15 protein-coding genes are annotated in these 16,636 nt (G+C 54.2%); 12 read left to right on the top strand and 3 right to left on the bottom strand.

Going from position 1 to position 16,636, the window contains the following annotated elements:
* Positions 1 to 24 precede the first annotated feature (24 nt).
* Positions 25 to 897, top strand: coding sequence for a ParA family protein (locus tag RH858_RS10825; RefSeq protein WP_310561847.1), 873 nt, complete (start codon positions 25 to 27; stop codon positions 895 to 897).
* Complete coding sequence (locus tag RH858_RS10830; protein WP_310561848.1) at positions 890 to 1,375, top strand: hypothetical protein; 486 nt, start codon at positions 890 to 892, stop codon at positions 1,373 to 1,375. Before RH858_RS10825 ends, RH858_RS10830 begins: the two co-directional genes overlap by 8 nt.
* 317 nt (positions 1,376 to 1,692) lie before the next feature.
* Here RH858_RS10830 and RH858_RS10835 read toward each other — a convergent pair whose 3' ends face one another.
* Positions 1,693 to 3,474, bottom strand: a complete 1,782-nt coding sequence (locus tag RH858_RS10835) for a hypothetical protein (protein WP_250597553.1) — start codon at positions 3,472 to 3,474, stop codon at positions 1,693 to 1,695.
* Between the two features lie 425 nt (positions 3,475 to 3,899).
* Between RH858_RS10835 and RH858_RS10840 the strand changes: the two genes are divergently transcribed.
* A complete protein-coding gene (locus tag RH858_RS10840; RefSeq protein WP_250597555.1) occupies positions 3,900 to 4,076 on the top strand; it encodes a hypothetical protein in 177 nt (58 codons plus the stop codon).
* 167 nt (positions 4,077 to 4,243) lie between these two features.
* On the top strand, positions 4,244 to 4,582 hold the full coding sequence (locus RH858_RS10845) for a hypothetical protein (protein WP_250597557.1): 339 nt from the start codon (positions 4,244 to 4,246) through the stop codon (positions 4,580 to 4,582).
* 225 nt (positions 4,583 to 4,807) lie between these two features.
* Here the strand turns inward: RH858_RS10845 and RH858_RS10850 are convergent, their stop codons facing one another.
* Positions 4,808 to 5,974, bottom strand: a complete 1,167-nt coding sequence (locus tag RH858_RS10850; protein ID WP_112080531.1) for an ISH3 family transposase — start codon at positions 5,972 to 5,974, stop codon at positions 4,808 to 4,810.
* Between the two features lie 193 nt (positions 5,975 to 6,167).
* Between RH858_RS10850 and RH858_RS10855 the strand changes: the two genes are divergently transcribed.
* The 6 genes from RH858_RS10855 to RH858_RS10880 all read left to right on the top strand — a co-directional run bounded on the left by RH858_RS10855 (position 6,168) and on the right by RH858_RS10880 (position 12,971).
* Positions 6,168 to 6,950 (top strand): hypothetical protein, encoded by a 783-nt coding sequence (locus RH858_RS10855; RefSeq protein ID WP_310561849.1) that lies wholly within the window; start codon positions 6,168 to 6,170, stop codon positions 6,948 to 6,950.
* 104 nt (positions 6,951 to 7,054) lie between these two features.
* The gene (locus tag RH858_RS10860) at positions 7,055 to 7,723 is read left to right on the top strand and encodes a hypothetical protein (RefSeq protein WP_250597561.1); all 669 of its coding nucleotides are present in this window, start codon (positions 7,055 to 7,057) and stop codon (positions 7,721 to 7,723) included.
* A 988-nt stretch (positions 7,724 to 8,711) separates the two neighbouring features.
* Positions 8,712 to 9,941 carry a phage integrase SAM-like domain-containing protein gene (locus RH858_RS10865; protein WP_310561850.1) on the top strand — a complete coding sequence of 410 codons (1,230 nt, stop codon included), beginning with the start codon at positions 8,712 to 8,714 and terminating at the stop codon, positions 9,939 to 9,941.
* 54 nt (positions 9,942 to 9,995) lie between these two features.
* Complete coding sequence (locus RH858_RS10870) at positions 9,996 to 11,213, top strand: AAA family ATPase (protein WP_310561851.1); 1,218 nt, start codon at positions 9,996 to 9,998, stop codon at positions 11,211 to 11,213.
* Positions 11,214 to 11,374: 161 nt separating this feature from the next.
* Positions 11,375 to 12,460, top strand: a complete 1,086-nt coding sequence (locus RH858_RS10875) for a hypothetical protein (protein WP_310561852.1) — start codon at positions 11,375 to 11,377, stop codon at positions 12,458 to 12,460.
* An 82-nt stretch (positions 12,461 to 12,542) separates the two neighbouring features.
* Positions 12,543 to 12,971 carry a hypothetical protein gene (locus RH858_RS10880; RefSeq protein WP_310561853.1) on the top strand — a complete coding sequence of 143 codons (429 nt, stop codon included), beginning with the start codon at positions 12,543 to 12,545 and terminating at the stop codon, positions 12,969 to 12,971.
* Positions 12,972 to 12,995: 24 nt separating this feature from the next.
* Here the strand turns inward: RH858_RS10880 and RH858_RS10885 are convergent, their stop codons facing one another.
* The gene (locus tag RH858_RS10885; RefSeq protein ID WP_310561854.1) at positions 12,996 to 13,916 is read right to left on the bottom strand and encodes a metallophosphoesterase; all 921 of its coding nucleotides are present in this window, start codon (positions 13,914 to 13,916) and stop codon (positions 12,996 to 12,998) included.
* Positions 13,917 to 14,023: 107 nt separating this feature from the next.
* Here RH858_RS10885 and RH858_RS10890 point away from each other — a divergent pair, with 107 nt between their 5' ends.
* Both RH858_RS10890 and RH858_RS10895 read left to right on the top strand, forming a co-directional pair.
* Positions 14,024 to 15,250, top strand: a complete 1,227-nt coding sequence (locus RH858_RS10890) for a hypothetical protein (RefSeq protein WP_310561855.1) — start codon at positions 14,024 to 14,026, stop codon at positions 15,248 to 15,250.
* A gap of 123 nt (positions 15,251 to 15,373) precedes the next feature.
* Positions 15,374 to 16,636 (top strand): AAA domain-containing protein (locus RH858_RS10895; RefSeq protein WP_310561856.1); only part of this gene is annotated, 1,263 nt, incomplete at its 3' end.

Raw genomic sequence — 16,636 nt, forward strand, 5'->3', positions numbered from 1 at the left:
CCACCTTTTGCGGGGTGCTGACCCATGAGTGCTGACGAGTTTGAAGGGCTTCCCGGAGCAGCAGTCTCGTTGCTTAAGGGCGGCGTAGGAAAATCCACGATCGCACTCAACATCGCTGACCGACTCGCTGCTCGCGGCCATGAGACGGTACTACTGGATCTGGATAAGGACGGGCACATGACGACCCAGCTTGGGTACGACGATGCGTACGACCGAAATGCTAACCTCGGTGACGCCCTCATCGATGGTGAAGATCCCGAAGAACTGCTTATTGAGACGGACTTCGGTGTTCACCTCCTCCCGTCGAGCAACGAGCTCGAGAACGTTGAGACGAGGCTGAAGGACGAACGGTTCGCAGACGTGAAGCTTCGGAGGAACGTCGTCGATCCGCTCATCCAAAACGGATACGACTACGTGATAATCGATGCCGCAGGCGGCCGTGGGAAACTCTCCGATAATGCCCTCATCGCCGTCCAGCGCGTCATAATCCCGTTGATCCCACGTGCTGGGTCGATTAACGGCCTCAACAAGATGATTGAACGCCAGATTTCTCCAATTCGGCAGAATATCGGGTTAGATATTCTCGCAGTTACCCCAAATATGATTCGAGAAACAATGGGGCAACGCAACGAGCACCGGACTCTCGTTGAAAATCTTAACCGAGAGTTCGGTTCGTTCGTCCCTGAGTACGCTCGTGTGGACCCGGAAATCTTCGATGCCCTCGATGACTCGGGACGCACCATCGAGAGTATTCCGAAGCCAGGAATTCGCGAACGAACCGCGATCTCTCGCGCTTTCAAGCAAGGAATGCCCGTCTCGGAGTTCGACGAAGATTGTGACCAGATCCCGAATTTCGACCACTTAGCGGATCTCGTGGAGGAACAAAGCCATGCCTAATGAGGACGATCGTTTCGGGGACGTCGCTGAACAGCTCAAACAGACGGAAGAAGGAGTAGAATCGGACGACGACGAACGTACTGATACCGAGGATGAACCGCAAGCGGAGGAGGAGATAACTACTGAAGACACAGAGTGGGGGACTGAGTCCGTACCTGATCAGGATGAGGAGGATGTGGACGAATCCACTGGTGGACCGGCCTTCTCCTTTGACGAGACCGATATGCACGGCTTCTATGTCCGGGATGAGACGTGGAATGGCGTTACTCGGATGCGATCTTCGGTAACTGCCGCGTGCTCAATGTTTGATGTCCCCGAGTTTGAGGGAAGAGAGTTCCAAGATGCGTGTCTCCGGGTGATTGCAGATCTCGGTGACGAGGTTGCTCTCCAGATACTCCGAGAACGTGGTATCGAAGCTGATGAGGACCGTGTTCAGGAAATTGTGGAGATGCTGAGTGAGCAGGCCACAAACGACTAATCTTGAATCCGACCGATTTTCCCATTATTTGGATATCGGATATATTGTACACAATGTAGATAATGTAAATGTCCATCCGCTTGCTGTCCTGCGATTATTCTCTGCACTGGATACCGACAGTGGTTCCCCTGATTCCAACAAAGTAGGGTAGATATCGGTTGGTTCCCACTCGGTTTCGAGATACGAACGGCAAAATAGGCGGTCGAGCTTCTACCAGATACAGAGAACTACCAGAACAGCAAGAAGAATCGGCGATTCAGACGAGTGCCGGACAGCGCCGCCGCTCACGAGTTAGCAAACCGAAGGAAGGCGCGGCGTCAGTGCGGCGGTGGCTTCGACCCGAGACCGAACATGCCCTCCGCGACCGCCAGGAACCGGCTAGCCGTCACGAGCGGCGTGTAGTCGGGATCGTCTTCGACGGATAGCTTCACCAGAAGGTCAACCAGCCGCCAGCAGTTGCACAGCGTACACGCGAACATGAACCCGAAGAACCGGAGAACCGGGTCTTTACTGCCCGAACGCGGCAGGAAGTGACCGACCTTCTTGTAGCCGTTCTCGATCCCCCACCGGTTGCCGTAATTACGAACCATCCGCGCAGCGGCGTGTATCTGCTCTTCCTCCGGAATCGTGTCCCGGTTCCGTCCACCGCGCTTGTTCGCCAGCGGGTGGTTCGTCTCGAAGACGACATACTGCTCAGCACCGTCGATGTCGTCCTCGCTGAGCCCTTCTTCCTCTTCCTGCTCGCGGATGTCGTCCACGAGAGAGTCGAACGGGGACTGGTCGGGAAGTTCGTCACCACCGGCCTCTTGGAAGTCGGAGAGGAGTTCCTGGCGAAGCTCGGACGGGCCGTCATCCTCGTCTTCGTCCTCTTCGTCGGCGAGCACGTGCGGGACGTAGATCGTTTTCCGCGTCGGCATTCCGGGGCGGTCTTCCTCTTCGACGATTCGGACGGTCTCGCGGTTGTCCCACATCTCGCGCATCCGCTTCTTGTCGTCCGTGTCGCGGCTCTTCTTGTTGAGGTAGTACGTGGAGTGTTTCTCCGCCGAGTTCTTCGCTGCTTCCGAGTCGAACCCGGCGTCCATCATCACGATCTCCGGGTCGTGGAGCAGGTCGTTCGCCGTCGCCATCAGTTCGTCCACGATCTCCCCCTTGGTCATGCCGCGCTTCACCGGGATCGCATCGAGGATCAGCGGCACGTCGAGGCCGACGACCTGGACGGTCGCCCACTGGAAGTAGTGTTGTGTGCGCGTGTCGTTGTCGTTCTTATAGCCGAGAATCCAGTCTTCGGCGTTGCTCCCGTCGGCGTTCCGTTCGACCTCGCCCGTCCACGGGTGCCCCTTCGTCTGGTCGATAGCGACCTTCATCTTCCCGACCAGTTCGCCCTCGCGGCGAGCCTCCTTGATGAGGTCGCGGGTCACCTCCTGGTGCAGCTCGCGTACCTCCTCGATGGTGAACTTCTTGAGTTCCCGCCGGTGGGTCGAAGCGTACTGCACGCGCTCGTGGCCGGACTTCGCCATCATGTTCCCGAGACCGGATTCGGGGAACACGTCGTCGCTGCTCGTGGCGAGATAGGCGTGGCCATCGAAGAAGTTCGCTTCCGGAATCTGCCAGTTGTGGTGACGCTTCAGATGCCAGTGCCGGAGTACCATCGGGCGTGCGTGATCCCACACGTCGGCGGTTTTCTCGATGGTCAGATCACGAACGGTCGGGTGATCTTCAGTTGGTTCTTCAGTCTCTATATTTTCCTCGGGCAGGAACACATCCTTCGGCGCGGGGAAGCCGTTCTCGCGGCAGTAATCGACGAGGCGCTCGGCGATGACGGTGACCGCGCCTCGATGTCGGTCGGTGAACGTCTCTTCCCACACGTCGCGCAGCTGCGTGTAGCTCGGTGGGTCTCCCGGATCGCCCTTGACCGGCCCTTCGTCAAAGAAGCCGAGCATCTGCGGGAGATCTCGCTCTTTGGCGAGTTGCTCCGCAGTCCGTTTGATTGACCACCCGTTGACCTCGCGGTAGATGTGACCGAGTATCCACGATTCGATGGGCGTGTAGTTGTGATGCCACTCCGCGCGTTCATCCGGAATTTCCCCAGAGAATTTCAAGAGTGGAGCGATATCATCGATTTGCGGTTCGGATCGGTACGGGAGAGGGCCGCGAAAGCATACCTCGATAGGGCCGTCAATGTGGATGGTTTCGGAGAAATCTATCTCAATTCTGTCTTCTCCGAAGTCCTCCGTCCCGGTTCCAGACACAGTATCGAGCGACTAGTATTCAAACCGGACTTAAAAGAATACCGACTGGTGCACATGCGATGGGAAAGACAACTCGAAACATTTGGGTTCCCCGACTCTAACCACCTGCATCTTCAAATATTTCGATAGTGGGTTTTGACCAGAGTGGGTTTGTTGAAATCCCATTCTTCAGATATATTTTTAACTGAAACAGCTGATTGATGAGATCTGCATATTGACTGAAGAAGGTTCACTCAATGGGTGGAACTATATGCCTCAGAAGCATCCCTCTGAGCATGGTTGCCCGTGAGAATAAGGTATTCTACGTATTTGGAGCGTCAGCCCTCGTCATATTCTTGGCCCTCGTAGGTTTCACTGAGTACCCATCATGGGTTAACACTGTAGTTCTCTTTGTAGTCGGAATATTTGTTCCTCTACTCGTCAACGACCTCCTTGATGATCGGGAATCATAGGGGATACCCCACTGCGGTAACCAAATAGAAAATGAATGCCTGTTGATAAAAATATTCCATATTAAACGGTACGTGCTTGACCAGTACTGAGGGATTGGGGTGTAGAACTATCAACCGCTAATGATTTCAACAAAGCCTTAAATTCGTATTGTTCGATTAGACGGGTAATGACAGACTGGGAGCGTGTGAGACGGAAACTTGAAGAGGCGGGCTATTCTGGATTCGAGTTCGATAGCGGCGACACGGCTGTGTCGGGGCTGTCCGGTGAGTGGGTGTCCGGTAAAATCCCACGCGAGGAAGGATTGAAACACGAGAACCAAACACGTTGGATACGAATTCTCGACGCATTATCATGGGACGGTGGTGCCGTGGATGCTGCTCCAGAAAACGCCCCGGAAAGCATACGCAACATCGCCACTGAACACGGGTTGGAAGTCGTGATATTCACCGTCTCTGCCGAGGAGGCGCGTATCGCACTTTGTGACCCCTCAAAACATGATCTGTAACGGTGTGTTCGCAAATCCACCTACCGGTTGTTTCACCTATCGAGCCAGATCCAGTACCTCACAAAGCATCGTCAGCTAACCTGACTTGAGTCACCTGTTCTGTCGAAATGAATCGTCAGTAGCGATTGATCGACGCTGTTCGAAGCCAGAGCTGTCGCTGTCGGCGGCGCTCAGCCGCCGACGCGACAGCGTTGCCACTCACGAGAAGGCGTACTCGGTCAGTGACTACCGGTGGAACCGGTCGTCTGGTGGTCGATTTGCGGGGACGGCCCGACGCACCGCGAGGGCCGTCCACGCAGCCCGTCGGACCATATTGACGAATTCCTTGTACGGCCACCACCAGAGGCGACGCCCGCCACGGCGGGGCGTCGCCACATATTCGTAGTGAAGATACCGCCACGCGTTCTGTAACAACAAACTTACCACAACGAACAGCAGTCTCACCGTCGCATCTCGTGTCGTTGTCGTCGCTATCGCTTGCTCGGACAAGCGATAGCTCGACTCGATACCGAACCGTTTCGCGTAGTGGTATCGAGCGTCGCGTGGTGTCTCGATGAACGGCGCGTCAGCGGCGTAGCCGTGACGCGCCACACCGTGGTCGTCATACTTCCCGTTCAGGTACGTACAATCGATGTAGACGGGAAACTCGACGGTCCAGCTGTGACCGTCGAGTTTCCCTGTCAGATCATGCTGAATGACACGACTCCACCCTTCCGAGAGCTCTTGCTGAATCGTCTTCCCCCATCGGATGATCGGGATTACGTACGCGTAGTTATGCGCTTGAAGCAGCGTGAGGCACTTGCTGTCGTAGAATCCGCGATCAAGATAGACGGCCTTGACCTCGGTGTCAAGGCCGTCAAGGACACCGAAGAACTCAGCGAGGACGCTGCTGGCGGTGTCGCCGTCTTCGAGACGGCGCACCGCCAGCGTGTAGCGTTTGTTCTTCACACGCGCGTAGAGTGTGGCGTAGGCGTGGAACGCGGTGGTTCCACGCTTGGCTTCCGAGTGATAGAGGTTCTCCGTGTCGTCTTCATTACCGTAGTAGGGCCGCAGGTGGAGGTCTGCGCAGACCTCCACCTGCTCGGGGAGCAGTTCAACGATATTTCGTCGAAGGAGCGTGTTAGCGACTCGTTCGAGCCGTTCCGGCTCGAACTTCGTCCGGAGATGGTAGAGGATCGTGTTGGCAGCGGGGCCGTTCTGACTCGACGCACAGAGCGTCGAGATCGAGGTCCCGTCGGCGGTTGCGCCGACGAGGACCTCGTGGATGTCCTCTGTATCGATTTCAGCGTTGTTGGCGAGGTTCAGAGTAACTTCCTCGTCAAGCTGGTTGACGAGGAAGTTAAGGAGTTGGTCTTCGTGGAGTTCACTGTCTGCTTGCTGGGTCGTAGACACACCTTCAGCAAGCAGACGTTCTAACTAAGCGGCTTTGTGAAGTACTGAGATCTGTTCCAACCGCCCTCAATAGTATAATCGACTGCTAACTGTAGAAAGTAGGTCTATTACGGCTATCTGTTCAAACTCATGTACGAACAGGGGAGCGGTCAATTCAACACCATTCATTTTCTTCCCGCCCATATGGTATCATATGACGGAAAGTGACGAACAGTTCCGAAGTGTCCTCGATCATCGATATAGTACGCTCCGGTATCTCGCTGATTCCCCGGCTTCCAAGCCCAAATTAGTTGACGGATTAGAAACCTCTCGATCTACTGTTGATCGTGCGATTAATGACTTGGTTGAAATTGGGTGTGTTACGTCCGAGAATGGGGAATACAGGCCAACGACAGCCGGGCATCTTGCGATGCGCGAGCACAGGCGATATCGAGAGACGACCCACGCAGTCTCCGAAACCACTGACTTTATTAATCATCTCCCACCGGACACTGGTCTCGATACTAGCCTTCTTGAACAAGCGACGGTCACGATGTCCAAGGAACACGCCCCTGAGCAGGCACTCACACCAACGATAGATATTTTTGAGCGGGCGACACATATGCGAGGGCTTGCTCCAGTAGTCCTGAACTTCTACCCGAATCTAATATCGAATCAACTCGCAGAGAGTGACCTCACAGTCGAAATCATCGCCGAAACGGATGTCGTCACAACACTACCTGATATCCCAAACACGGGCGATGTATCATTGAGCGATGCCGAAGGTCTCTCTCTTTACGAGACGGACAGTGATCTTCCGTATGCACTCTGGCTGATGGAAACGCCAACTGAGACGTACGCAGGAATTACGGTGTATGATTCCGGTGGCCCTGCTGGCGTGCTTATTAATGACACGGATGCTGCGGTTCAGTGGACAGAGACACAGTACGAGCAATTCCGGGAGAGCGCCCAATTAACCTCTGCATCAGAACTCTAACTCGGCAAGCGGTTGTCTCACCGTTTGGCGGTGATTTCTTCGCTCCCCGAACATCTGCTTGATGTATGATGTTATGTTGTACGAGCCCGTATCCAAACGTAGATATGACCACCCGCATTGCATCACTTTACGAGAGCAAGATTCTCCGAACTGTCGTTGGCACTACTGCCGTACTTGTCGTGCTCGTACGATTCACGGAGATGACGCTCCGGACAGTTGCCCCGATAGTGTTCATGTTCACGGCAGTGATGGCACACGACGCTCTTGACGAGGCGTACGACCTCCCTGAGGGGGCGAACTGGCTCTTCTACGGAGGTTCCCTTGTCATTGCAGGCCTCTATCTGACCGTCGTTGATCTCGCTCCGTGGGTCGGTGGAGTGGTGGCCCTTGCCGGTCTCTGGTTCGTCTTCGATGGCGCGACAACGATCCGATATGGCGCGTCTCAGACGACGCACGAGTATGTGTCTGACCTTGAGGACGAGATGGGTGAAACGATGCTCCGCATGCAGACGTTGAACGTGGTGTATCAGGCTCTGAAAGAAGCCTCTGTGGCTCAAAGAACCGAAGAGCTTGCGACCGACCTCAACCTTACAGAATCACGCGTCGAACGTGCCCTGGAATTTCTGGAAAGCGAGGGGCGTATCGAGCAAATAGGGAATCAATATCGTGTGGAACCGCCCCGGTGGGGGCGGGTGACTCCCATTGTCCAATTCCTTGTCTGGTTCCCACGTCGGGTTGTCCGCCCGTTTCACCGGGTAACTACGAAAGTATAGCCCCGCTGGACTCTTCGGCCCTCCTCTCCGCAAGAGACCCGTAGTCTGTCTGAACGGAAATTAAATTCAGTAAACATTTGCTTGACCGACTGATGGTGAATTCACCGCTCATCGAACAACTACATGATTCTTGCTATTAGAGGGAGTCATAGAGCAGTTCATACACCAACGGTGTTAACCACAGACCAAGTAGATGACAAGCCAGCAGAGAATTAGCTTGTTTGTTTATCGCGGTTCGTTTGTAATCTTGGATACATCCAAACCCAGATGGCCACCAGAAACACACAGCTGAATAGCCAGACAGGGTCAGTAAATTTGTCACGAAGAAACACAGAGGGCGTTTGTCCGAGTATAAATGCCCCAAGAGCGCCGACAGCTACGAGGCCTGTCACAAATACACTAATGAAAATAATTGTGTCACGTCTAAATGACGGCTTCATACTCTCCGAATGGTCTCTACGAGTATACACTTTCGGTACATTCGCAAGTCTACTTATCAGCATATTCAGTCCGTTCTACAATAAAAACTACCTTGCGAATCGTTCTATGACTCCCTCATAAACGGCTATTCGGATTGGAACCCGAGGGCCGACGAGTTACATGGGGAGCTGTAGCGACTGACTACATCATATAATTTTCCGTATATTAGTTTTGGGGGGGTAATGCCACGTCTACCGGCGTTCGAGACCATGGCAATCCAAGCGATAATCAACTACTTCATTGGAATCAGGTTCCCATTTTAGTATAGCACCATACGATTTATAACAGGATCTAAGTCCGTAGATACGGGGATAGAGACCTCCTAACGTGGAAATACTGGCTATGAGACTTTCCAAACTACTGGTCCTGATTATGCCCGTAATCACGACCACTTTGAAGTACCCCGACGCCGTCGGGTAAGCACGAATGCTGCAACCACCTCACGACGGCGCTTCCCCCGGGGTAGAGGACCCGAGACCGGGCCTGCAGGACGGTGGAGGGCCGGTAAATGCCTGATCGAGTGCTTTCGACGCCGCTCGACGATAGCTTCGAGCGTTACCTCCAGGACAAGGGGAAAGGCCGTGGTGGGGACGGTGGGAACTATCGACGCAACGCCGCCCGCGAACTCGAACGATTTGCTGAGTGGGCCGCCGGCGACCGCGGGGGCGACGACTGGACCGGAATCGTCTCCGACGACGTCGACCGCGACCCCACCTTCGAGGACCTCGACGAACGCGTGTTCCGGGAGTATGCCCGACATCTTGCCGGCGATCGAGGACTCAAACAGAACACTGTACAAACCTATTATCGCTATATCTCTGCGTGGTGCGGGTGGTGTGTCAACGAAGGATATCTCGAAGCACACTACGCGCAGCGGGCGAGTGCGATGGCGCCGCTACCGGAGGACGACGGCCGAAAGCCCGGTGACCAGCAGGCCTGGATGTCCGAACAGCGCCACGCCCTCACCTGCCACGTCGACGAACGGGCCCGCGATGCCATCGAGGCGTACACGACACTCCCGGAGGATACTGGCCCCCTCGACAAGCAGCGAGCACGCTACGCGGCGCTGAAGGCCGCTCGTGACCGAGCTCTGGTGTTCGTACTCGCGTACACCGCCGTACGCGTCGGTGAACTCCTCCGGGACCCAAACGACCCGCGCCGGCGTGGCGTCCGCTGGGAGGACCTCTCGCTTGAGGACGGGAGTATGGACGTCTACCGGAAGAAACAGCAGTGGGACGCCGCCAGCCTCCCCGACCCGGTCATCTCGCCGCTGCGGAGCTACCGCCAGCTGATGGACCCACCGACGGAGCGCTGGCCGGTGTTTCCTACGTTCGACCAGCGAACGCTCGCGGAGCTTGTCCAGAAAGAGCTGGCCGAACGAGGGGAACGCCCAGAAGCAATTACTGAACGCCGTGAGGAGTACGCTCGCGACCTACTGCTGGCGCTCGATGAGGATATTCGGCCGCCATCGATCACGACGGACGGCGCACGGTCGATTCTCCAACGGCTTTCGGAGGCCGCCGAAATCGACATTGCCCATCCGAAACACGATTATCTTGCCCCGCACGGTGGTCGCCGAGGGATGGGTGAGGTGCTTGTCCGCGCGTTCGGATACACGGTCGCAGCCCGGTATCTCGATAACTCGGAGGAGATGGTTCGGGAGCGGTATTCACACATCGAGGCCGGAGAACTCGGTGACGTTGCAACAGAGGCGCTCTCTGAGATTGATTCCATCTAAAGCTACGACAGCAAGATTTAGCAGAGTGCCGAATAATGAGTAACTAAGCCATAAATGCCGGACTTCTATGTAGGGTGTGTAACGCAGTGTCTCTCCGAAACTGAGCTTCTCGTAATGCGGCGTAATGGGACTGAGGAATTGGTTGAAAATATTGTCCCGCACGAAACGGATTATGATTCGGTTGAATTAGGAGACGTCGTAAAAATAGAGGAACGACCTTCTCATGAGGACCGGGCAGTTGATATCTACTCCCGTACCGGTTTTTCCTCGGGTAATATCGCCGCTGTGGTTGAGGACGTCTTCAATGGAACTGCTATCGTTCGCACAAATAACGGACTCTCTACAGTAACCCGCGTTCCTAGTCATGTGAGTGCCGGTGAAACGATAGCGGTTACTGCGGGATGGACATACCACGATCGCCTTTCAGACAGTCCGCCAGATATTGACGATCTTCTTCCTGAGTCAGAAACGAGCGATGACTATGAGTGGCGTTACGACGACGATATTTCTGTCACGCTTGAGGATATCGGAGGCTTAGACCACGTCAAACGGGCCATCCGAGAACAGATCATTCAGCCTCTCGATGCCGAGAATGAAGAATTGCGTGAGACGCTGGGTGTGACACTTTCCCAAGGACTGCTTTTCCATGGACCAGCAGGGACGGGAAAGACTCGAACCGCCAAGGCTGTCACAAATCACGTTGACGGTGATCTCTTCATCGTAGACGGTCCAGAACTCGTCAGCAAGTACTACGGTGAAACCGAGCGTCAGATTCGAGATGTCTTCCAAGAAGCAGAGCGGGCAGCTGAGGCCTCGGGAAATCCAAGTATCGTCTTCTTTGACGAACTCGATAGTATGGCTCCATCGCGCGGTCAAGCGGATGAGACAGAGCGCCGGATCGTCGCTCAGCTCCTCTCAGAACTCGACGGATTTGACGAGCGCGGAGATATAATTGTGATTGGAGCAACGAATCTCATCGATGAGATCGACCAGGCAATTCTTCGACCTGGTCGGTTTGACACTCAGCTTGAGTTCTCTAAGCCTGAACTAGAAGCACGGGAAGCTATTCTGCAGATTAGTATCGGAGATACTCCTATCGCAGAAGACGTCGACCTCACAGTCGTCGCTGAGCAGACGGGAGATTTTACCGGGGCAGATTTGGCTGCAGTCGTTGAGCAGGCGAAATACCTCGCACTTCAAGACGGGGAGAAGTCAGTTCGAATGGAACATTTACGAATCAGTGCAGCACGACGGCAGGAGGCCCAAGGATGATATTTTCCAGGGTCCGAAACTACTGGCGGTACTGGCGTTTCGGGCGGGCATCCGGTGAACCATCTGACGATGAGGGGAAACAGTTCCCGCAGCTCCGCGAATTCGTCTATATTGATCAACGGAGTGTGCGGAGTCTTCTTGCGTCGACGGACTCTGGTCGAGTGGCAGCTGAACAAACGAATCGTGAGAGCAACATCAATACAAAAAAGCATTCTGCGAACGTTGGTGCTGGTGCGGGACCAGTCAATGTCGGTGCCGGAACAAACCGGACTTCCCAGCAGGGTAATGAGACAGAGAATGTCTATTCATTCGACCTAATTCAGTCGAAGTTCACGCGTCTTTACGAGCACGAAGACATCTCTCCTGAAATATCATTAAACGCTGATGGAGGATACGAACTTCAAGAAGAACTCCAATTATCCAAACTAGACCGGGGTAATGTTCTGGAATTTCGGGGGACTATCCGGCTTCATCCTTTGTACAGAGTATATCGGGCGATAGAGTACATCGACACGGCAGCTCCGGATGAAGCGGACATATCGGAAGGAGATCTGCGGCTCATTGAGGAAAGCCTGGGGAACAAGATACCGATAGAGATTGAGGTAAACGGACTCTCCATAGACGGGAGCGGGAACATCTCTGAAGATTCCCAAGGAGACGCGTTCAATGTAGTAGCGCTACTTGACGAAACCGAGCTCTGGACTGAACCTATTCAGACGCTGGCATCGAGTAGGCAGTTTCGGATATTTTGTCGTGTGGAATCTATTAGGCCGGATTGGTATCCGATGAAGCTGATACGGGTCCTAGAGAGCATTTCGTCGGACCTTGCGGAGACGTTTAACGAAGATCTGGAATCGGAACTACAAGCAGCGATGGACCGATTTGAAGCGCACGTTGAGGCGACGGATGAAAACACGGGAGTTGACAAACAGAAGATTCGGGAATTCACGGAATTTCTTGCAGAAAGGGCCGAGAGCTCGATAGAGGATGACCAGATGGATGATATCGTAGGACACGCAGCAGAGGCATTTTCACCGGAGTCATCAATTGCATTTGAACAGGAAGTAGAACTCCTGAAGCAGGTGTACAGTTCATTCACTGAGATCTGTTCTGAGGACGAATTTTCAGAGGATGCAGGCTCTTTACGGTCGGACTTCCATCAACAAGTATCGCAGTCACGATCGGACGACTCTGATCGCGACTTTACAGCTCACTTAGAGGCGAACGTGATCGGTGTCTACTGGTAATTCCCCTCTGCTTGGTGGGTGTCTTTGGAGGGTAATACTTCTGGGCAGCAGTCCTTATCAACCCAGCTTCACATTTCCTCATATGGTATCGCCACACCCTGATTGGGAAGATACGGAGAACGGCTATGAGAGTGGGAATTCGCGATTATATCTGCGCGAGAGTGGTCGAAATTCCTTCGCCATCGAAGCAGCTGGAAGTGCTTTACCACTACCTGCAGAAGGGCCGCTACTCACCGTTGAGGATCAGCGGAAGGCTTGGGAGATCCTCAATATCCTCACCTGGGTAGCTTCATATGAGGGCTTAGATGTCCTTCTTGGAAACCTCGAAGAGCGGTCTCCCGGATACAACAACGAAAACTGGAGTGTGGGAAAACGGGTTCCAGCTGATATCGATGCTAAAGACGCCGTCGCGAACCTTCTCGGACCATATCGATTCAATCTAGAACCAGCATTAAAGGGAGAGGAACCGCCTTCACCCGCAGATCACGATCCAATCGATGAGCAAGCCTAGTTCTCAGGTTGCCCCCTCGATCGATTATTGACGTTTGAGGACCCCAGGTTGCTCGGCGGGCTTAAGTGGGTCTGTGGGGTTCGGTCGGTCGGTGCTGGCGAGCTTCTCGAGGTATGAGCGGAACTGCTTGGCAAATATCTCATCGTCGACGACCGCGTCACGAGCCGCACCGACGAGGTCATCGACACTTGCAGTCTCAGTATTTTCTTCTTCGGGTGTCACTCTCTCGAATGCGATGTAGGCGATAGATCTGAACTGACGACCGGGACCAAATTTACAGAGGCCGCAGCCGAACTTTTCAGGAGTAAACTGTCGGCCGTACCACTGGTGATCCGGGCAGACAAACCCCTTCCACTGTTCAGCGAGTCCGTGAACGGTTACCTCCAATTCATCATCGTCGAGGATGGCGGTGAAGTAGGCGCCGTTGAACCCCTTGTCGTTGTGTAGATATCCCGTATTGAGTGCAGTTTTGAACTGCCGTGCTCGATGAGTATCGCCACAAAAGTAGGCGCTAGCCGTCGATTGGAAGAATGCCTCCTGAGAGATGCCGTGGGTGAGAAGGATATCTTCGGGGCCAGCATCGGCTGGATCCGCTGTAAACCGCTGTCCATCGACTGTTAGTTCACCGCCAGCCTGAAGACGATGACCGACACTCAGTTCGTATTCTTCTGAGACGTGTGTCGGTGATCCGCCGAATGCCCGTTCCTTATCTCTGTTTCCATAGATGTAGACGAGAGTTCCGCGTTCCGCTAATGTCTCGAAATACGGTTCCACAGCACGGAGTTGGTCGACCCCCGTCTCGAGATCAGTCTTGTAGGCGTTCGTGATGTCGCCTGTATGGATGATGAAGTCGAATTCCTCACCTTCGGTGGCCTCAACGAGTTTCTCGAGTGATTCTGTATCCCCGTGATTATCGCCACAGACGAGAATCCGTAGATGGGTCATATTTGGAAGTGATACGCAGCTACGAAAATACCACCGTTGGATTGTCGGCCTGTCGTCAGCAATCCGGAACAGCGGAACGTTAAAGCAGACCACGTATTTTGTTTCAGTTGACCGTGCCGTTCAGAGCACTCGACGACGGGAAGATTGTCACCCCCACACAGGTCGATGACCAGCAGCCCGTCGAGTGTCCTGAGTGCCGAGGTATCCTTTATCCTCGCGACGGCGACCACCGTGCCCGCCACTTCTTTCACGCTGCCGACGACGCAGCTGAGTCCTGTTCAAAGGCGAGCCAGGGGGAATCAGATACCCACGCTCGCTGTACGGCACTGGCGGTCGCTACGCTTGCTGACCAATATCCGAATGCAGCACGCGTCGGGGCTGAAATCACAATCGACGCGACAGGGACGCCGACAACTCCCGAGACCCGACGGGCCGACGCCCTCGTTGAGTTCAATGAAGAAAACCCCTTCTTCGGAGGCGGCCTCATCATCGAGGTTCAACACAAGCACCACAGCAAGGACATCGAAGGGACCACCCACGATTACCTTTCAGCGGGGTACTCAGTCGCGTGGTTGGAGTCTGAGGACTTTGGTGATGAGCAGCTGGACTACCAGGTCGTCGATGACGCGTTCCGAGCCGACGACGGTCATGCTTTCAGCATCCGTGAGTACGACCCGTGGGAGTTCGACACTCGTGTTGAAGCGAATCTCGACTGGAAGGAGAAATCTCGAGGCTGCCATTTCGTCGAAGAATACGGGAGCCACAATTGGAGCCAAGTCCCAGAATATGCACATCCGGACGGGTACGAATACGAATACTGCTGGTGGTGCGGATCACGCCGGCGGTACGATCACGAACTAACCAGGTTCGTGTACGACTACGAGGGGGTGCTCGCACCAGAGGTCGACATCGAAGTTCTTCGTGACGCCGTTATTCCGTATCCCGATGTTGCGGACGATTTTGACGACTGGAAGAACGGTGACACGTTCGGTCGTGAACGGTCGTTTGAGGGAGCATTAGCAAACCGTACCGATGTCGCACCGTGTCGCGGACCACACGGCATTCACGACTGGAGGAGAAAGGAAGTCATCGAAAGAAGGTACGATGATCGCGTCGACGTCGCGCTCTGGGAATGCCAGCACTGCCCTGTTCACCTTCTCACGAACCATACCGGGCAGGGAGAGACGGAGGCGGCAATTTTGTTCGGAAAAGCTCCAAGCCCGGATTGGGGATTGGACCACCTAAACGGAAATCCACGAAAGTGTAACAACCGATCTCACCACGAACAGGCGGACTGGGACTATTGCCCGGACTGCTTTCAGATAGACCCATAGAGATGGTAGTCAGAAGTAGAGAAATTTAGCTCAGAGATCGAGATAATGCACCACTCATCAGGGAGATTAGCCTAACAGTGCGTTGCCCGTGTTTTATACTACGGTAGCGTATCTTCCTCGACTATGGAGGCCTACTTGGATTCAGTTACCGAGTCATTTCTTGAAGGCGGCCATCAGCTCTCTCAGCTGTCTGTCTCTACGTCTGTGATCGAGTCCGATGACTCTTGGAACCTCGAGAAACCTATTCCAGTCGGAGAGATCATCAATGCCTTTCGCGTCCAAAAGACACTGGTTCAGCAAGGTGGTCAGGTATTTATTCCTCTCCACGAGGATGATTCGGCAGAGCTGACTGGAGAATATCTTATTTATCGCCGAGAAACTGACGAGACCCTACTTAGTGGTGATTCTGACCCACATGAGCTACACTTTCTGAATGCTAACACGGGTGGGGATGATTTCCGAGAGGTCAGAGAGGCTGAATCGACGTATCTAGCGTATCGAATGCGGTTCTGGCACTCTAGTTATTCACCATCTGAGCTACCCTCATACTTGCCTTCTGAGTATTTCGATGATCGTCCGCCACAACCACCACGGGAACTCTCGGCTGTTGATCCACTATCGGATGATGAATATGACGACTTTATCGACGCAACGGAGCAGGCGATGGCGAATGAGTTGGAGGCGGAACGACGGTCTGTCTGGGACTCCAATCGAGGAATGTCTATCGATAGACTGCAGCGGGAACAAGGCGGAGATGGAATCGCTTCTGCGGGATACTCCCGATTAGCTGAGGATCGAATTTCTGTTTTAGCACCGGGGTCTGGAACGCACCGTAATCCAGTCCAATCGACTTACGGAATCCACGAGGGGAACATTGTCGGGGTTGCGTCAGGCGATGATTCGAATTCGCCGATCGTACCGGGCATCGTTACGCGTGTCGGGTTGAGTGATTTCAACATAGAGCTTGACTGGGAGGCGACAACTCGGACTTCTCAAGCGAAGGATGATCTCCGACGGGCAGACCGGGTTTCTGTTGCGATTCTAGACCGAAATATTGCTTTCCAGCGCGAGCGTTCGGCTTTCCGAGAGATGGCCGACTCCAGTTCGGGCAAGCAGCTTCTAGCAGGTGATTCCTCTCTCTCGTTCGGTGCACCCCTATCGGTTTCACTGAATACTTCGCTCGAATTGAATTCCTACCAGTGTCGGGCAGCGATTAATGCTCTTCGAGCGGAGGATGCGTACTGTATTCATGGGCCACCTGGAACAGGAAAGACCCGAACACTAACAGCGGTCATCCAGTCCGCAGTCGAGTCGGGGGAACGTGTCTTAGTCTGTGCGCACTCAAATCAAGCAGTAGATAATCTGCTCGCTGGAGAGAGCAGTCCG

It is taken from the genome of Halalkaliarchaeum sp. AArc-GB, assembly GCF_031432225.1.
GTDB lineage: Archaea > Halobacteriota > Halobacteria > Halobacteriales > Haloferacaceae > Halalkaliarchaeum.